Origin of the sequence: Microbacterium sp. SSM24, from assembly GCF_025989145.1 — a bacterium.
GTDB lineage: Bacteria > Actinomycetota > Actinomycetes > Actinomycetales > Microbacteriaceae > Microbacterium.
The window spans coordinates 501,505-516,788 of sequence record NZ_JAPDNQ010000001.1; the positions used below are offsets into that span (position 1 = coordinate 501,505).

General features: G+C 71.0%; 18 protein-coding genes and 1 riboswitch. Of the genes, 13 read left to right on the forward strand and 5 right to left on the reverse strand.

Going from position 1 to position 15,284, the window contains the following annotated elements; translation table 11 throughout:
• Positions 1–99: 99 nt before the first annotated feature.
• The 7 genes from OL358_RS02430 to OL358_RS02460 all read left to right on the forward strand — a co-directional run bounded on the left by OL358_RS02430 (position 100) and on the right by OL358_RS02460 (position 4,979).
• Positions 100–897: a transglutaminase-like domain-containing protein gene (locus tag OL358_RS02430; RefSeq protein WP_264708347.1), complete on the forward strand. Its 798-nt coding sequence runs from the start codon at positions 100–102 to the stop codon at positions 895–897.
• Between the two features lie 50 nt (positions 898–947).
• Entirely contained in the window at positions 948–1,517 is a 570-nt protein-coding gene (locus tag OL358_RS02435; protein ID WP_264708348.1) for a hypothetical protein, read from the forward strand.
• A gap of 125 nt (positions 1,518–1,642) precedes the next feature.
• A complete protein-coding gene (locus OL358_RS02440; protein ID WP_264708349.1) occupies positions 1,643–1,885 on the forward strand; it encodes a hypothetical protein in 243 nt (80 codons plus the stop codon).
• A 137-nt stretch (positions 1,886–2,022) separates the two neighbouring features.
• Positions 2,023–2,883 (forward strand): ABC transporter substrate-binding protein, encoded by an 861-nt coding sequence (locus OL358_RS02445; protein ID WP_264708350.1) that lies wholly within the window; start codon positions 2,023–2,025, stop codon positions 2,881–2,883.
• A 25-nt stretch (positions 2,884–2,908) separates the two neighbouring features.
• Positions 2,909–3,787, forward strand: a complete 879-nt coding sequence (locus tag OL358_RS02450; protein ID WP_264708351.1) for an amino acid ABC transporter permease — start codon at positions 2,909–2,911, stop codon at positions 3,785–3,787.
• Complete coding sequence (locus OL358_RS02455) at positions 3,784–4,518, forward strand: amino acid ABC transporter ATP-binding protein (RefSeq protein ID WP_319805421.1); 735 nt, start codon at positions 3,784–3,786, stop codon at positions 4,516–4,518. The genes OL358_RS02450 and OL358_RS02455 overlap by 4 nt, the downstream gene beginning before the upstream one ends.
• A 71-nt stretch (positions 4,519–4,589) precedes the next feature.
• Positions 4,590–4,979: a hypothetical protein gene (locus OL358_RS02460; protein ID WP_264708352.1), complete on the forward strand. Its 390-nt coding sequence runs from the start codon at positions 4,590–4,592 to the stop codon at positions 4,977–4,979.
• A 6-nt stretch (positions 4,980–4,985) separates the two neighbouring features.
• Here OL358_RS02460 and OL358_RS02465 read toward each other — a convergent pair whose 3' ends face one another.
• From OL358_RS02465 to OL358_RS02475, 3 genes are all read right to left on the reverse strand, one after another.
• Entirely contained in the window at positions 4,986–5,384 is a 399-nt protein-coding gene (locus OL358_RS02465) for an MmcQ/YjbR family DNA-binding protein (RefSeq protein WP_264708353.1), read from the reverse strand.
• 68 nt (positions 5,385–5,452) lie between these two features.
• Complete coding sequence (locus tag OL358_RS02470; protein ID WP_264708354.1) at positions 5,453–5,935, reverse strand: hypothetical protein; 483 nt, start codon at positions 5,933–5,935, stop codon at positions 5,453–5,455.
• A 94-nt stretch (positions 5,936–6,029) separates the two neighbouring features.
• On the reverse strand, positions 6,030–6,800 hold the full coding sequence (locus OL358_RS02475) for an alpha/beta fold hydrolase (protein ID WP_264708355.1): 771 nt from the start codon (positions 6,798–6,800) through the stop codon (positions 6,030–6,032).
• 160 nt (positions 6,801–6,960) lie between these two features.
• Between OL358_RS02475 and OL358_RS02480 the strand changes: the two genes are divergently transcribed.
• Together OL358_RS02480 and OL358_RS02485 are read left to right on the forward strand one after the other, a co-directional pair.
• Positions 6,961–7,425, forward strand: a complete 465-nt coding sequence (locus OL358_RS02480; protein ID WP_264708356.1) for a MarR family winged helix-turn-helix transcriptional regulator — start codon at positions 6,961–6,963, stop codon at positions 7,423–7,425.
• Positions 7,422–8,069, forward strand: coding sequence for an NAD(P)H-dependent oxidoreductase (locus tag OL358_RS02485; protein WP_264708357.1), 648 nt, complete (start codon positions 7,422–7,424; stop codon positions 8,067–8,069). The genes OL358_RS02480 and OL358_RS02485 overlap by 4 nt, the downstream gene beginning before the upstream one ends.
• Before the next feature lie 110 nt (positions 8,070–8,179).
• On the opposite strand, the gene OL358_RS02490 is transcribed toward OL358_RS02485, so the two are convergent.
• Together OL358_RS02490 and glyA are read right to left on the reverse strand one after the other, a co-directional pair.
• Entirely contained in the window at positions 8,180–9,055 is an 876-nt protein-coding gene (locus OL358_RS02490; RefSeq protein WP_264708358.1) for a bifunctional methylenetetrahydrofolate dehydrogenase/methenyltetrahydrofolate cyclohydrolase, read from the reverse strand.
• Positions 9,055–10,329, reverse strand: coding sequence for a serine hydroxymethyltransferase (glyA, locus tag OL358_RS02495; protein ID WP_264708359.1), 1,275 nt, complete (start codon positions 10,327–10,329; stop codon positions 9,055–9,057). Before glyA ends, OL358_RS02490 begins: the two co-directional genes overlap by 1 nt.
• Before the next feature lie 53 nt (positions 10,330–10,382).
• Positions 10,383–10,467: riboswitch (ZMP/ZTP riboswitch) on the reverse strand.
• Between the two features lie 151 nt (positions 10,468–10,618).
• On the opposite strand from glyA, the gene OL358_RS02500 reads away from it, so the two are divergent.
• From OL358_RS02500 to OL358_RS02515, 4 genes are all read left to right on the forward strand, one after another.
• Positions 10,619–12,223, forward strand: a complete 1,605-nt coding sequence (locus OL358_RS02500) for a beta-N-acetylhexosaminidase (RefSeq protein ID WP_264708360.1) — start codon at positions 10,619–10,621, stop codon at positions 12,221–12,223.
• A complete protein-coding gene (gene nagA, locus OL358_RS02505; protein ID WP_264708361.1) occupies positions 12,220–13,347 on the forward strand; it encodes an N-acetylglucosamine-6-phosphate deacetylase in 1,128 nt (375 codons plus the stop codon). Before OL358_RS02500 ends, nagA begins: the two co-directional genes overlap by 4 nt.
• Before the next feature lie 137 nt (positions 13,348–13,484).
• Positions 13,485–13,871, forward strand: a complete 387-nt coding sequence (locus OL358_RS02510) for a YrdB family protein (protein ID WP_264708362.1) — start codon at positions 13,485–13,487, stop codon at positions 13,869–13,871.
• Positions 13,868–15,259 carry an FAD-binding oxidoreductase gene (locus OL358_RS02515; protein WP_264708363.1) on the forward strand — a complete coding sequence of 464 codons (1,392 nt, stop codon included), beginning with the start codon at positions 13,868–13,870 and terminating at the stop codon, positions 15,257–15,259. The genes OL358_RS02510 and OL358_RS02515 overlap by 4 nt, the downstream gene beginning before the upstream one ends.
• Positions 15,260–15,284 lie beyond the last annotated feature (25 nt).

A 15,284-nucleotide genomic window follows, 5' to 3' on the forward strand; every position in this document is an offset into this window, starting at 1 on the left:
GGTGCCGCGACGCACGAGGCGGCGTGTTTTGGCGACTCGAAGGCGTGGTGGTGTGTCAAGGCCTCACCGCACGGGGCGCGCGCATGGCACGCTGAGGGCATGCGCAGGGATGTCTCGAGCCGGATCACGCTCACCGTGACCGAACCCGCCGACCTGGTGTTCGCCGTCGCCGCGAGTGCCCAGTACACCTCTGTCGACGAGACGTTCACCGCGTCGCTCGACGGCGCCCCCGTGGAGGCCCGCGACGTCGTCGACGCCCACGGAACCCGCCTGCACCGCGTCGCGAGCGGGGTCGGCCGCCTCGACGTGATCTATCGCGCCACGATCGACGGCGAGGCCGAGCCGCTCCGAGCGAGCGAGGCCGACCTTCTCGTGTACGGGAGGCCGAGCCGCTACGCCGAGTCGGACGCGCTCGCCCCCACGGCCGTGGGCGAGTTCGCCGGAATCCGCGACCCCGCGCAGCTGCTCGCGTCGGTGTCGTCGTGGGTGGGAACCCGGCTGGCGTACGTGTCGGGGTCGTCGCTCCCGACCGATGGCGCGACACGCACGCTCCTCGCTCGGCAGGGCGTGTGCCGCGACTACGCGCACCTCTGCGTCGCGCTGCTGCGCGGGCTCGGCATTCCGGCCCGGCAGGTCGCGGTGTACGCGCCGGGACTGATGCCGATGGACTTCCACGCGGTGGCCGAGGCCTGGATCGACGGAGCCTGGCGGGTGGTGGATGCCACGACCCTCGCGCCCCGTTCGACCCTCGTGCGCATCGCCACGGGGCGCGACGCCGCCGACACCGCGTTCCTGACCGTCGTCTCCGGACGTTGCGACCTCGTCTCCGTCGAGGTGTCGGCGATCGCGGACGTGCTGCCCGACGACGACATCGATCGGCTCGTGTCGATCCGCTGACCTCGCGGCGGATCTCGCGCCCCGGCCGCGCGTCGTGGCACAGTGAGTCCATGAAGAAGTGGACCGTCCGATTCCTCTCGCTGCTCGTCTTCAACATCGTCGTGCTGCTCGTGATCGGCTTCCTCACTCCCGCACGAGTCGGGTGGTCGGCGCTGTGGGCCGGCATCGTGCTCACCGCGATCTCGATCTGGATCAAGCCGGCCGTGCAGAACTGGTTCCGCACGATGGCAGCAAAGTCGGCGAGCCAGCGCACCAGGGCCGGCGAGAAGCTGATCGAGTTCCTCCTGGCATTCGCTGTCGCGTTCCTGGTGTGGATCGCCACCGTGCTGCTGTCGGGCGTGACGATCGGCGGCGGCTTCTTCGGCGCCTTCTGGGGCTACGTCCTTCCGCCGGTCATCCTGCTGATCGGCTGGGCGATCTACGACGCGATCGACGACAAGGTCGAGGCGCACGCGGGAGCCCTGTACGACAAGGCCTCCGGCGGCCGTTCGACGGCGACGGATGCTTCCGCCCCGGCGATTCCGCAGAATCCCGAGGCCGCCGCGGCCGGGCGCCGCGAACTGAATGACGGTCTCACCGACGAGCAGCGCCGCATGCTCGACGAGCTCGGCAAGGGCTGATCCCGCCGATCGGTCGATCCCGTCGGCGCACGGCACTGATCGGGACCGCTCCGGTCCGGCATGTCAACCCCTGGGCGGGGAAGCCCCGCACGCGCGAGTGTGGAGGCACGGACGAAGGGATTCCCATGTCGGACACGAACGAGAACCCGCACCACGACGCAGGCGCGGACGCCGCGCAGGGCGGCGCCATGCCCATGCCGCACGGCTCCGACGACGCGACGCCGCCGGTGGATGGCGCGCTGCCCATGCCGCACGAAGGGGACGACGGCGAACCGCCCGTCGACGGCGCGCTGCCCATGCCGCATGCGGGAGACGAGAACCCGCCCGTCGACGGCGCGCTGCCGATGCCCCACGGGACCGAAGGCTGACGGCCCGCTCCCGCCCGATTCCGCAGCGTCCGGGACGTCATCTACGGAAACTCAGCGGCGACGAGGGGCGCGAGTCGCCAGGATGGACGCAGGCCGCGCGACAGCACGCGCGGCGCACCCGAGTCCTGGAGGCTGCCATGTCGCGTACCCCTGTTCTCCGCCTGGCCGTCGTCGGCCTCGCCGCCGCTGCTCTCGCGCTCACGGGCTGCGCGAGCGGAACTTCGGGCACTCCGTCGGGCGAGGCATCCGAACCCGCCGATTCCGGCTACGTCACCGAGGGCAAGTTCACCGTCGCGACCGGCGAGCCCGCGTACTACCCATGGGTGATCGACGACGCGCCTGAGAGCGGCGAGGGCTTCGAGGCGGCCGTCGCTTACGCGCTGGCCGAGGAGCTCGGGTTCGCCGCGGAGGACGTGGTGTGGGTGCGCACCAGCTTCGAGGAGGCGATCGCCCCCCGTCCGAAGGACTTCGACGTCAACCTGCAGCAGTTCTCCATCACCGACGAGCGCAAGGAATCGGTCGACTTCAGTTCGCCGTACTACGAGACCACGCAGGTCGTCGTCACCACGGCGGACTCGCCCGCGGCCGACGCGACGTCGATCGCCGACCTGAAGGACCTGCTGATCGGCGCCCAGACCGGCACCACGAGCTTCACGACGATCGAAGAGGTCATCCAGCCGACCCAGGGTGCGCAGGCGTTCAACACCAACGACGACGCGAAGCTCGCCCTCGAGAACGACGTGGTCGACGCGATCGTCGTCGACCTGCCGACCGCGTTCTACATCTCCGGCGTCGAACTCACCGACGGCGTGCTCGTCGGTCAGCTCCCCACCCCCGACGGCGCGACGGGTGACGAGTTCGGCTTCGTGCTGGCCAAGGACTCATCGCTGACCGCCGAGGTCACCGCCGCGGTGGACGCGCTGCGCGAGAACGGCACCCTCGACGAGCTGGCCGCGGAGTGGCTCGGCGGCGAGGGCCAGGCTCCCGTCCTGCAGTGATCCTGGCCTCCGTTAGCCTGGCCGGATGACACGCGCACCCGGCCGGGTCGCCGATCCCCCTCGCGCGGTGAGCGCGGTCGAGCTCGAGCGGCAGGCGTTCCGCAAGCGGCAGGGCACCCGCTCGGTCGTGATCAGCGTCGTTTCGACGCTCGTCATCGCGGCCGCCGTGTGGGTGTTCATCGTGAACACCCCCGGCTGGTCCCGCGTGCAGCAGCAGTTCTTCGACCCCGAGGTGGCGCTCGCGTCGCTCCCCCGCGTGTGGGACGGATTCCTGCTCAACCTGCGGGTGCTCGCCATGGCGTCGGTGCTCGTGCTGGTGTTCGGGCTCCTTCTGGCGACGCTGCGCACCCTGCGCGGACCGGTCTGGCTGCCGCTGCGTGCGCTGGCCGCCGGCTACACCGATCTGTTCCGCGGCATCCCGCTCATCATCGTGCTCTACCTCGTCGGCTTCGGGATCCCGGGGCTCGACTTCATCCCCGTGCGACTGCCGACGGAGTTCTGGGGGACTGTCGCCATCACGCTGACCTATTCGGCGTACGTGTCGGAGGTGTTCCGCGCGGGCATCGAGGCGGTGCACCCGTCGCAGCGCCACGCCGCTCGGTCGCTCGGCCTGAGCCACGGGCAGACGATGCGGTTCGTCGTCGTGCCGCAGGCCGTGCGCAAGGTCACTCCCGCGCTCATGAACGACTTCGTCGCGATGCAGAAGGATGTCGGGCTCATCTCGATCATCGGCGCCGTCGATGCCGTCCGCGCCGCGCAGATCGAAACCGCCGCGTACTTCAACTTCACGCCCTACGTCGTCGCCGCGGTGCTGTTCGTGCTCCTCGCGATTCCGACCATCCGCCTCACGGACTGGTACACCGCGCGGGTGCGTTCGCGGGAGCAGATCGGGGGCATCGTATGACCGCCGTGCTGCAGGTCGAGGACGTCTGGAAGTCCTTCGGCGACCACGACGTGCTCCAGGGAATCGACCTCGAGGTGGAACCCGGCGAGGTCGTCGCCCTCATCGGCGCGAGCGGGTCGGGCAAGTCCACGCTGCTGCGCACGATCAATCTGCTCGAGCCGATCGACGACGGACGCATCCGCCTCGCAGGGACCGACATCAGCGATCCGCGGGTGGACGTCGACGCGGTGCGTGCCCGGATCGGCGTCGTCTTCCAGCAGTACAACCTGTTCCCGCACCTCACGGTGAGGGACAACATCACCCTCGCGCTGCGCCACGTGCACCGGTATCCGAAGGCGAAGGCGGATGCCGCGGCATCCGCTCTGCTGGAGCGCGTGGGACTCGCCGAGAAGGCGGGCGACCACCCCGACCGCCTGTCCGGGGGCCAGCAGCAGCGGGTCGCGATCGCGCGCGCCCTCGCGACCACGCCCGACCTGCTGCTCCTCGACGAGATCACCTCGGCTCTCGATCCGGAGCTCGTCGCCGATGTGCTCGACCTGGTGCGTTCGCTCGCCGACGACGGCATGACGATCGTCATGGCCACCCACGAGATGGCGTTCGCGCGCGACGTCGCGGACCGCGTCGTGTTCCTCGATGCGGGGCGCATCCTCGAGTCGGGGACGCCGGCCGAGGTGTTCGGCGCGCCGCAGGAGGATCGCACGCGCGAGTTCCTCGCCCGATTCACCGCGTAGGGCCCGGCGGCGAATCTGCGCATCTGTGCGGGAACGCGCCTCGACCCCGCCGTAAGCGCGAGAATGGCGTCATGAAGCAGACCGCCGTGTACCAGCCGGGTGTGTGCAACATCGGGCCCGCCGAGATCCGCCGACGCCGCGCGTCGGGCTGGCTGGGGCTCGCGATCGCCGTCATGTACCTCGCTCTCGCGTTCGTGCTCGGCTGGGCCGCCCCGTGGCGGCTGCTCGTCGCCGTGCCGGTGTTCCTCTCGGCGCAGGGGTTCCTTCAGGCGGCGTTCCACTTCTGCGTCGGGTTCGCCTCGCGCGGTCTCTACAACTTCGGCGCGCTCGGCTCGGAGGAGTCGGTGCAGGATGCCGAGTTCCGCCGGAAGGACCTGCGCACGGCGCTGCTGATCACGGTGCTCGCCTTCGCGATCGCGGCCGTTGTGGCGGTGGGTGCTCTCCTCGTGCCGATCGGCTGACCGCCCTCAGGCCGTGACCTCGCCCGCGGCGTCGAACTCGCGCCGCAGGTACTGCGGCGCCTGCGTGCGCCAGGCCTCAGTCACGAGCTCGGCGAGATGGTCGGCGTCGACCCCGGCCATGCGGAACGCGACCTTCGGCTCGCTCCAGGCAGTGGTCGCCGGCAGGAAGACGTCGGGCTGCATCTCGCGGAGCGCGAGCGCGTCGACCTTGTCGGCGATCCTCACCGCGACGACGAGTTCGCGAGCCACGATCGCGCGCACGTCTTCGGGGATGCTCGGCCACGGGTGGCACTCCCACGCGTAGAGCTTGTTGCGGACGAACCATGCGGCGCCCCCGGTGGTCGCGCGCTCCTCGCTGCCGGGCAGACCACCGGCGATGCGCCGGACGTCGTCGAGGGTGGCCACCCCGCGAGCGTATGCCTCACCCCCGACATCCCACCGGATCAGACGCGTTCGCGCGCGTCGGCTGCGACTCAGCAGTGCCCGGTGTACATGTACACCTTCGCTCCCCAGTTGTCGACCTTGTGCCAGCGCCCGGTCGTCTGGCCAACCCGGTCGGTCTTCGTCTTGATGTCCCAGAAGATGCCCCCGTACGTGATGACGCACCGGCCCGACGGCACCCAGACGGCATCCCAGTCCCAGCCGACGGGCGTTCTGCCGCCCGGCGACACGCTCGCCTTCTTCGCGCCGGCCTGGACGGTCGTCGTGTTGACGTAGTCGGTCGACGCGGTGAACGTCCAGCTCCCGTAGTTGCGCATGTAGCCGCAGCTGGGGGGATTGCCGTTGCACGGTTCGGCGGCGGCGTTGGCCGGCACGGCCGCCCCCAGGACCGAGACGGCCGCGAGCGCGAGGCCCGCAGCCACCATTGCGACCCGGCGCCTGCGTGATGGTCGTGCCGTGGCCGCGGCAGGGCCCGTCGTCAGTGGTTCGCGGTCGATCGAGGCGACATCGTTCATGTGCACGAGGCTAGGGGGCACCCGCGCCCCTGTGGTTACGATTCCGTTAACCTGCACTCGCGGTCTGCGCTCCGGCCGACGCATCCCGACCGGGTCAGACGCGTTCGCGCACCACCTTGGCCGTCGCGGCGGGGTCGGGTCGGTGCATGACCGACTCGGGAACGATCACGAGCTCGGCGTTCGGCATGGCCTCGGCCAGTCGGTCGGCGGCCGTCACCAGGATCGGGAAGGTCTGCTCGCCGCGCAGGATCGTGACCGGCGTCACGGCGCGCATCTCGGGCGTCGGCGTCGACACCTTCGCCGTCAGCGTCGCGTCGTACACCGTCGACTGCGCGAGCGGCACGAGGGAGGCGAACAGCTCGCTCTGCCGAATCTGCTCGACCATCGCGGGCGGCAGCTCGACCGCCTCGAGCTGGAAGGTCACGACCGCCTCGTCGCGTCGGTCGTCGTCGACCAGCTGCTGCAGGCGCTCGGCCAGCCGCGGGTCGGGCTCGTCGACGCCGAAGCGGAACGGCGGCTCGGAGAGGAAGAGCGCGCGCAGCGGGACTCCCCGCGACGCGGCGTACAGCGCGAGGATCGCGCCCGACGAGTGGCCGAGCGCCATCGCCTCGCCGCCGACCGCGTCGACCACAGCCGCGAGATCGTTCGCCTCATCGTCGGGGGTCGAGCCGCGCCGGTCGCCGCTCGCACCGCGCGCACGCCGGTCGAGCGTGACGGCCGTGAACCCGGCGCCCGCCAGCGCTTCGGCGAGCGCGCGCGCGTCGGCGGCCACCGAGAACGCGCCGCCGACGATCACGATCGTCGGCCCGTCGCCGAGGCGCTCGAATGCGATCGTCGTTCCGTCGGCCGAGGTCGTCGTGTCCATACCGAGAGTGAACCACTTCCGTCCGACATCCCGCCGCCCCTGACCTCTTCCCTCGAGTCGCCAAGACACGCCGGCACGTGGTCCGCCGCGCCGGAGTGTCTTGGCGACTCGGGTGAGTAAACAGGTTGACTTCGAGAGAGTCAACTGGTTTACTCAGGACATGTCCGACCGGCTGACCTTCACGCTCCACGAACTCCTCGCGGAGATCGACGCGTTCGCCGACACCGCCCTGCAGCAGGGCTACGGGGTGACCTACAACCACTTCCAGTTCCTCGCCGTCCTCTACGACGCCGAACCGGCCGACATGACGACACTCGCCCACTGCCTCGGCGTCACGAAAGCCGCCGTCAGCAAGCGCGTGCCCGCACTCGTGGCCGACGGCTGGATCACGGCGACCTCGCAGCCGGGCGCAGGACGCAGCATCCTGCTCTCACTCACCCCCAAGAGCACCGCGCTCGTACACGATGCCGGCGCCGTGCTCGACGAAGCCTTCGCCGAGATGCTCACACACCCCGCACTCGCCGACGATCCGATCGACGCGCCCCGCCTCAACGCGCAGCTCGTCGCCCTCACCGCATTCATCCGGGGGCAGCCCCGCCCCACCCATCAGGAGAACCGCGCATGAACGCTCCCCGCATCCTCGTCATCATCGGCACCCCGCTGCCCGGCAGCCTCAACCACGCACTCGCCGATGCGTACGCCGACGCCGCACGAACCGGCGGCGCCGACGTGCGCGTCGTCGACCTCGCGACCGACGCCGTGCCGCAGCATCCGTCCGTTCGCGATCAGCTGCGACTGCCGCGCACCGACGACGACCTCGCCCTCGACCCCGCAGTCGCCGAATACGTCGCCGACGTCGACTGGGCCGACCACATCGCGATCTTCTTCCCGCAGTGGTGGGGCTCCTCACCTGCGGCGCTCAAGACCTGGATCGACCGGGTCTTCGTGTCCGGCTTCGCCTACCGCTACCGCCCGACGGGTCGGCTGTGGGACAAGCTGCTCACCGGCCGCACCGCGCGCATCGTCATGACGATGGACTCCCCCACGAGCTGGAACGCGTGGGCGTATCGCGACGCTGCGATCCGATCGCTGCGCAACGCGACCCTGGAGTTCTGCGGCGTCCGTGTGAACGGCGTGACCCGGCTCTCGGCGGTGCGGCACCGCGCGGACGCCGACCGCGAGCGCTGGATCGGCGGCATGGCATCGTTCGGCGCGACGGACGCCGGTTCAGTCTCGGTGCGCCCGCGGGAGGCGGCCGTCCCCGCCTGACCGGCCGATGTCCTCGAGTCGCCGAGACACGCCGGCGCGACGCTCCTCGGCCCGGCGTGTCTTGGCGACTCGTCGGAGACTCGTCGGGAACCCGTCGGCGACTCTCGCCGCTACCCGCGCTCCGCAGCCTCGACGACGTTGGTCATCAGCAGCGCGACGGTCATCGGGCCGACTCCGCCGGGGTTGGGCGAGACCCAGCCGGCGACCTCGGCGACGTCCGGAGCGACATCCCCGTGCACCTTCGACTTGCCGGTCTCGGGGTCGACCTCGCGGGTGACGCCGACGTCGAGCACCGCCGCACCCGGCTTCACGTCCTCGGCGCGCACGACGTGCTTCACGCCTGCCGCCGCGACGATGACGTCGGCCTGACGCAGGTGGTGCGCGAGGTCGGCGGTGCCGGTGTGGGTGAGCGTCACGGTCGCGTTGTACTCCCGGCGGGTCAGCAGCAGGCCGATCGAGCGCCCGATCGTCACGCCGCGACCGACCACGACCACGTCCTTGCCGTTCAGGTCGTAGCCGTTGCGCGTCAGCAGCTCGATCACGCCGCGGGGCGTGCACGGCAGCGGCGACGTGATCGGCGTGTTCACGTTGAGCACGAGGCGTCCGAGGTTCGTCGGATGCAGGCCGTCGGCGTCCTTGGCGGGATCGATGCGTTCGAGGATCGCGTCGGTGTCGATGTGCTTCGGCAGCGGCAGCTGCACGATGTAGCCGTGGCAGGCGGGGTCGGCGTTGAGCTCGTCGATCAGCGCCTCGACGTCGGCCTGCGTGGCGTCGGCCGGCAGCTCGCGCTGGATCGAGTTCATGCCGATCGACTCGGACTCGCGGTGCTTCATCCCGACGTACAGCTGCGATGCCGGGTCAGCGCCCACGAGGACGGTCGCGATGCCGGGCGTGATGCCGCGCTCCTTGAGCGCGGCGACCCGCACGGCGAGCTCCGCCTTGATGTCGGCCGCTGCGGCCTTGCCGTCCAGTCGGACCGCGACCATTACTGCTGCAGGCCCGGGTAGAGCGGGAAGGCGGCGGTCAGTGCGGCGACCCTCGTGCGCAGTGCCTCGACGTCGGCTCCGGGGAGCAGGGCGAGCGCGATGACGTCGGCGACCTCGGTGAACTCGGCGTCGCCGAAACCGCGGGTGGCCAGTGCCGGGGTGCCGATGCGCAGCCCCGAGGTCACCATCGGCGGCCGCGGGTCGTTGGGAACCGCGTTGCGGTTGACCGTGATGTGGATCTCGTGGAGGAGGTCCTCGGCCTGCTTGCCGTCGATCTCGGCGTTGCGCAGGTCGACGAGCACGAGGTGCACGTCGGTGCCTCCGGAGCGGACCGTGATGCCGGCATCCGCCACGTCCTGCTGCTGAAGGCGCTCGGCGATGATGTGGGCGCCGCTGAGGACGCGCTCCTGGCGCTCCTTGAACTCGGGGGTTCCGGCGAGCTTGAACGCGGTCGCCTTCGCGGCGATCACGTGCATGAGCGGTCCGCCCTGCTGGCCGGGGAACACGGCGGAGTTGATTTTCTTGGCGATGTCGGCGTCGTTGGTGAGGATGAAGCCCGACCGCGGGCCGCCGATGGTCTTGTGCACGGTCGACGACACGACGTGCGCGTGGGGCACAGGGTTCGGGTGCAGGCCAGCCGCCACGAGTCCGGCGAAGTGCGCCATGTCGACCCAGAGGAGCGCTCCGACCTCGTCCGCGATCGCGCGGAACGCGGCGAAGTCGAGCTGACGCGGGTAGGCCGACCAGCCGGCGATGATGACCTTGGGCTGGTGCTCGATCGCGAGACGGCGCACCTCGTCCATGTCGATCGTCGAGGTCTCGGGGTCGACGCCGTACGCGACGATGTTGTAGAGACGGCCCGAGAAGTTGATCTTCATCCCGTGCGTGAGGTGGCCGCCCTGGTCGAGCGACAGGCCCAGCAGCGTGTCGCCGGGGCGTGCGATCGCGTGCAGCACGGCGGCGTTCGCGGTGGCTCCGGAGTGGGGCTGCACGTTGGCGAACTCGGCGCCGAACAGTTCCTTGGCACGGGCGATCGCGAGTTCCTCGGCGACGTCGACCTCTTCGCAGCCGCCGTAGTAGCGGCGACCCGGGTAGCCCTCGGCGTACTTGTTGGTGAGCACAGAGCCCTGCGACTGCAGCACCGAGACCGGCACGAAGTTCTCGGAGGCGATCATCTCGAGATAGCCGCGCTGGCGGTCGAGCTCGCGCTCGAGCACCTGGGCGATCTCGGGGTCGACCTCGGCGAGCGGGGCGTTGAAGTACTGATCGGTCATGACGATCTCCTTGACGACGGCTTTCGGGGTACGCGGCACGGGGTGCCGGGAAACACATCGGCCCAGGCGTGCGGTCGAATGCCGTTGTCGGTCGCTCCCCGGTGGTGTCCCACCTCAACGCCAGTCGCGACACCCCGAGCATATCGGATGCCGCGCCCTCGACCGAGTCGCCAAGACACGCCGTGACACTGCACCGGGGAACGGCGTGTCTTGGCGACTCGATGAAATCTGGCATCGCTGGTGCGCGGGCGGTAAAGTGGGGCAACGCCTATTTGTTAGGACTCTTTACATGAATCGTCGCCGAGGACGGATCGTCGTCGCGTCGGTCCTCGCGGCCGTCGTGCTGGTGGGCTGCGCCCCCGCCGCCCAGAATGGAGCCACTGTGACTCTCGCCGTCGTCCCCGCCCCCGCCTCCCTCGTCCCGGCCGAGGCCGCGCCCTTCCGCCTGTCCGCGACGACGCGCGTGACGGGAGAAGCGGATGCCGCAGCCGCTCTCTCGGCGCTGGTCGAGGCACGTGCGGGCATCGCGCTCGCCGCCGACGGCGACGGTCCGGCGATCGAGCTGCGCATCGAGCGGGGCGGAGCGGCCGAGTCGTACCGGATCGCGGCGGACGAGGCATCCGTCGTCATCACCGGCGCCGACCCGGCGGGCCTGTTCTACGGCGTGCAGACCCTGAGCCAGCTGGTGCAGCCCTCCGGCGACGACTGGATCGTTCCTGCGGTCGCTATCGACGACGCTCCGCGCTTCGCCTACCGGGGCGTCATGCTCGATGTCGCGCGGCACTTCCACTCGGTCGAGACGGTCAAGGGCTACATCGACCGTGCCGCCGGACTCAAGCTGAACGCGCTCCACCTCCATCTCAGCGACGACCAGGGCTGGCGCATCCAGCTCGCGTCGCGGCCGGAGCTCACCGAGCTCGCCTCGTCCACCGCCGTCGGCGGCGACGAGGGCGGCTTCTACACGAAGGACGACTACCGCGAGATCGTCGAGCACGCGGCATCCCGTCACATGATCGTCGTGCCCGAGATCGACATGCCCGGCCACACCCACGCCGTCTCGCTCGCCTACCCCGAGCTCGTCGAAGAGCCCGTGCTCAGCGAGCACATCCTCGAGGTCGCGCGAGACTACGGCGGCGAGCTGCCCGTGAACGGCACGCCGTACGACGGCATGGCGGTCGGGTTCTCATCGCTGAAGATCCACGACGAGGCGACCTACGACTTCGTCGCCGACGTCTTCGGCGAGCTGGCAGGCATGACCCCGGGGCCGTACCTGCACCTCGGCGGAGACGAAGCGCTCGGAACTCCCGACGAGGACTTCGACCTCTTCGTCTCGCGCGCGAGCAGCATCATCGCCGATCTCGGCAAGACGCCGATCGCGTGGCACGAGGCGGGCGGCGCCGCCGATCTGGACGACGCGACCATCGGTCAGTACTGGGGCTATGTCCAGCCGACCGACGGCATGGACGAGAAGGCGCGCGGCTTCGTGCGCAACGGCGCGCAGCTCATCCTGTCACCGGCCGACGCGATCTACCTCGACATGAAGTACCCGACCGGTCCCGAACTCGGGCTCACCTGGGCGAACGGCCCGACGAGCGTGCAGCGGGCCTACGACTGGGAGCCCTCGGCGATCATCGACGGCGTCGACGACTCCGACATCCTCGGCGTCGAGGCGCCGATGTGGGCGGAGACCATCCGCACCGCGGCCGACATCGACACGATGGCCTTCCCGCGCATCGCCGCGGCCGCCGAGGCGGCGTGGTCGCCGGCGACGGGCGAGAGCGACCTGCGCACGTGGGAGTCGTTCCGCGTCCGCGTGGGAGCGCTCGGCCCGCTCTGGACGAGCCTCGGCATCGGCTTCCACCCGTCGGGCGAGATCCCCTGGGTCACCGAGTGAGCACACTCGTCCACTCCGTCCGCCTGATCGACGACGGCCGCGTCACCGAAGACGCCTGGATCCTCTTCGACCGGGGACGCGTGGCTGCCCGCGGCTCAGGATCCTCGCGACCCGGCGCCGACGAACTCGTCGACGGCGCGGGGGGATGCCTCGTCCCCGGCTTCGTCGACATCCACGGCCACGGCGGAGCCGGCGCCTCGTACGACGACGGACCCGAGGCGATCCGGTCGGCCCGCGCCCTCCATCGCGCGCACGGCACGACGCGGGCCGTCGTCTCCCTCGTGACCGCGTCGCTGGACGACCTCGCCGCCCGCGCGGCGATGGTCGCAGAGCTCGCCGAGCAGGACGACACGATCCTCGGCTCGCATCTCGAGGGGCCGTTCCTCGATCCCGGCCACAAGGGCGCCCACACCGAAGCACTGCTGCGTGCGCCGGATGCGGCATCCGTCTCCCGCCTGATCGAGGCGGGACGGGGCACGATCCGCCAGATCACGCTGGCACCCGAGCTGCCGGGCGCGCTCGAGGCGATCGCGCGCCTCACCGGCGACGGCGTCGTCGTCGCGATCGGCCACACCGACGCCGATGCGGACACCGCACGGCGCGCGTTCGACGCGGGGGCGAGCGTGCTCACGCACGCGTTCAACGCCATGCGCGGCATCCACCATCGCGCACCCGGTCCGGTCGTGGCCGCACTGCGCGATCCTCGCGTGACCCTCGAGCTGATCGCCGACGGCGTGCACGTCGACCTCGACCTGATCGCGACGGCGTTCGCCGCTGCGGGCGACCGCATCGCGCTGGTGACCGACGCGATGGCCGCCGCCGGGTCGGCCGACGGTCGCTACGAGCTGGGCGGCCTCGCGGTCGCGGTCACGGACGGCGTCGCCCGCCTCGTCGACGGCGGATCGATCGCCGGCTCCACCCTCACGCAGGATGAGGCGCTACGTCGCGTCGTCGCGGCGGGCGTCGCCCTCCCGACCGCGGTGGCGGCGCTGACGACCGTGCCCGCGCGCGCGGTGGGACGCCCCGATCTCGGACGACTCGATGCCGGGGCGATCGCCGACGCCGTGCTCCTCGACGACGCACTGAACGTCGCGCGCGTCTGGATCGCGGGCTCGAGCATCTGACGCCCCTGCGCCGCGCTCCGTCCGCAGTCACCTTCGGCGCGCGTCCGCTCCCGCCACCGGCGTGTCGTGACTGCGGACCGTCGGGCGGGGGCGAGGCGGAGCGGGGCGGGGGGGTGGGGGGCGCATAAACTGGGGGCATGTCTGATACCGACAGTCCTGCGGCGCCGGCCGGCACCGCGCCCGGCACCCGCGCTCCGCTGTCGGCCATCGACATCATGGCCTTTCTGTGCGAGCTGTTCGCGATCGCCTCGCTCGCCATCTGGGGCTTCGCCTCGTGGCCGTTCCCGTGGAACATCGTCGCCGGGATCGGCGCCCCGCTGCTCGCCATCCTCGTGTGGGCGCTCTTCGTCTCGCCCCGCGCCGTCTTCACGGTGCACCCGTTCGTGCGCGGGATCGTCGAGCTGCTCGTGTACGCGGCGGCCACCATCGCGTGGTGGAGTCTCGGTCAGGCCTGGACGGGTCTCGTTTTCGGCGTGGTGGCCGTCACGACCGGCGTGATCGCCGGACGGCGCCGCCTGGCGTGAGCGAGGCAGCAGGAGTCGTCCAGCGCCTGAGCGACGCGCTCGGCGAGCGCGTCGATCTCTCTCCCGAGTCGCTGCACGCCGCCCGAGCCGACAAGTCGGGGCACGCGGCATCCGGTACCCCACTCGCCGTCGTCCGCGCCCGGTCGGTCGAAGACGTGCAGGCCACGCTGCGGATCGCGAGCGAGACCGGCACGCCTGTCGTCACACGCGGCGCCGGCACCGGGCTCGCGGGCGGCGCGAACGCGGGCGACGGCGAGATCGCGCTGTCGGTGCGGGCGATGGACCGCATCATCGAGGTGCGACCCGACGACCTCCTCGCCGTCGTCGAACCGGGCATCCTCAATGCCGACCTGAACGCGGCGCTCGCGGAGTACGGCCTGTGGTGGGCACCCGATCCCGCGAGCCGGGCGATCTCGACCGTCGGCGGCAACATCGCCACGGGCGCGGGCGGTCTCCTCTGCGCGAAGTACGGCGTCGTGCGCGACGCGGTGCTCGGCGTCGATCTGGTGCTGGCCGACGGGCGTCTGCTGCGACTCGGCCATCGCACCGTGAAGGGTGTCACGGGCCTCGACCTCACGTCCCTGGTCATCGGCTCCGAAGGCACGCTCGGGGTGATCGTGGGCGCGACCCTGAAGCTGCGGCGACTCGTCCCGGGCGAGGTGTGCACGATCGCGGCGACCTTCCCCGACGTGCGGTCTGCCGCGGAGGCATCCGCTGCCGTCACCGCTTCCGGTGCGCAGCCCGCGATCATGGAGCTGATGGATGCCGCGTCCCTCGCGACCGTCCACGCGCTGCTGTCGCTCGAGGCGCCGACGCCGGGCGCGGCGCAGCTGACGATCCAGACCGATGGGCCGGCGGCTGCCGCAGAGGCCGACGCCGTCGCCGCCATCCTGCGCGCGGCGGGCGGGGTCGTGGCGATCTCGCACGACCGCGAGGAGGGCGAGCGGCTGCTCGCGATCCGCCGGTCGATGCATCCCGCGATGGAGACCCTCGGGACCACGCTCATCGAGGACGTGTCGGTGCCGCGCAGCGCGCTGCCCGCGATGTTCGACGAGATCGCACGCGTCGAGCGCGAGCACGGCGTGGTGATCCCGACGGTCGCGCACGCCGGCGACGGCAACCTGCACCCGAACTTCATCTTCGACGCGGAGCCCGACGAGTTCGGCGTCGTCGAGGCGCCCGCGCACATCTGGGCGGCCGCCGACGATCTGTTCCGTGCCGCGCTGCGCCTGGGCGGCACGCTCACGGGCGAGCACGGCGTCGGCGTGCTGAAGCGACGCTGGCTGGTCGACGAGCTGGGCGAGGACCAGTGGGAGCTGCAGCGGCAGATCACGCGGGCCTTCGATCCGCAGGGCATCCTCAACCCGGGCAAGGTCTTCGGCGCCTGACCCCGGCTCTCGTCCGTTTGTGCGG

Bases quoted from the DNA above. Each gene is read 5' to 3' on its own strand.
- OL358_RS02430 (WP_264708347.1), top strand. From the start codon at position 100: ATGCGCAGGGATGTCTCGAGCCGGATCACGCTCACCGTGACCGAACCC.
- OL358_RS02435 (WP_264708348.1), top strand. From the start codon at position 948: ATGAAGAAGTGGACCGTCCGATTCCTCTCGCTGCTCGTCTTCAACATC.
- OL358_RS02440 (WP_264708349.1), top strand. From the start codon at position 1,643: ATGTCGGACACGAACGAGAACCCGCACCACGACGCAGGCGCGGACGCC.
- OL358_RS02445 (WP_264708350.1), top strand. From the start codon at position 2,023: ATGTCGCGTACCCCTGTTCTCCGCCTGGCCGTCGTCGGCCTCGCCGCC.
- OL358_RS02450 (WP_264708351.1), top strand. From the start codon at position 2,909: ATGACACGCGCACCCGGCCGGGTCGCCGATCCCCCTCGCGCGGTGAGC.
- OL358_RS02455 (WP_319805421.1), top strand. From the start codon at position 3,784: ATGACCGCCGTGCTGCAGGTCGAGGACGTCTGGAAGTCCTTCGGCGAC.
- OL358_RS02460 (WP_264708352.1), top strand. From the start codon at position 4,590: ATGAAGCAGACCGCCGTGTACCAGCCGGGTGTGTGCAACATCGGGCCC.
- OL358_RS02470 (WP_264708354.1), bottom strand. From the start codon at position 5,935: ATGAACGATGTCGCCTCGATCGACCGCGAACCACTGACGACGGGCCCT.
- OL358_RS02475 (WP_264708355.1), bottom strand. From the start codon at position 6,800: ATGGACACGACGACCTCGGCCGACGGAACGACGATCGCATTCGAGCGC.
- OL358_RS02480 (WP_264708356.1), top strand. From the start codon at position 6,961: ATGTCCGACCGGCTGACCTTCACGCTCCACGAACTCCTCGCGGAGATC.
- OL358_RS02485 (WP_264708357.1), top strand. From the start codon at position 7,422: ATGAACGCTCCCCGCATCCTCGTCATCATCGGCACCCCGCTGCCCGGC.
- OL358_RS02490 (WP_264708358.1), bottom strand. From the start codon at position 9,055: ATGGTCGCGGTCCGACTGGACGGCAAGGCCGCAGCGGCCGACATCAAG.
- glyA (WP_264708359.1), bottom strand. From the start codon at position 10,329: ATGACCGATCAGTACTTCAACGCCCCGCTCGCCGAGGTCGACCCCGAG.
- OL358_RS02500 (WP_264708360.1), top strand. From the start codon at position 10,619: ATGAATCGTCGCCGAGGACGGATCGTCGTCGCGTCGGTCCTCGCGGCC.
- OL358_RS02510 (WP_264708362.1), top strand. From the start codon at position 13,485: ATGTCTGATACCGACAGTCCTGCGGCGCCGGCCGGCACCGCGCCCGGC.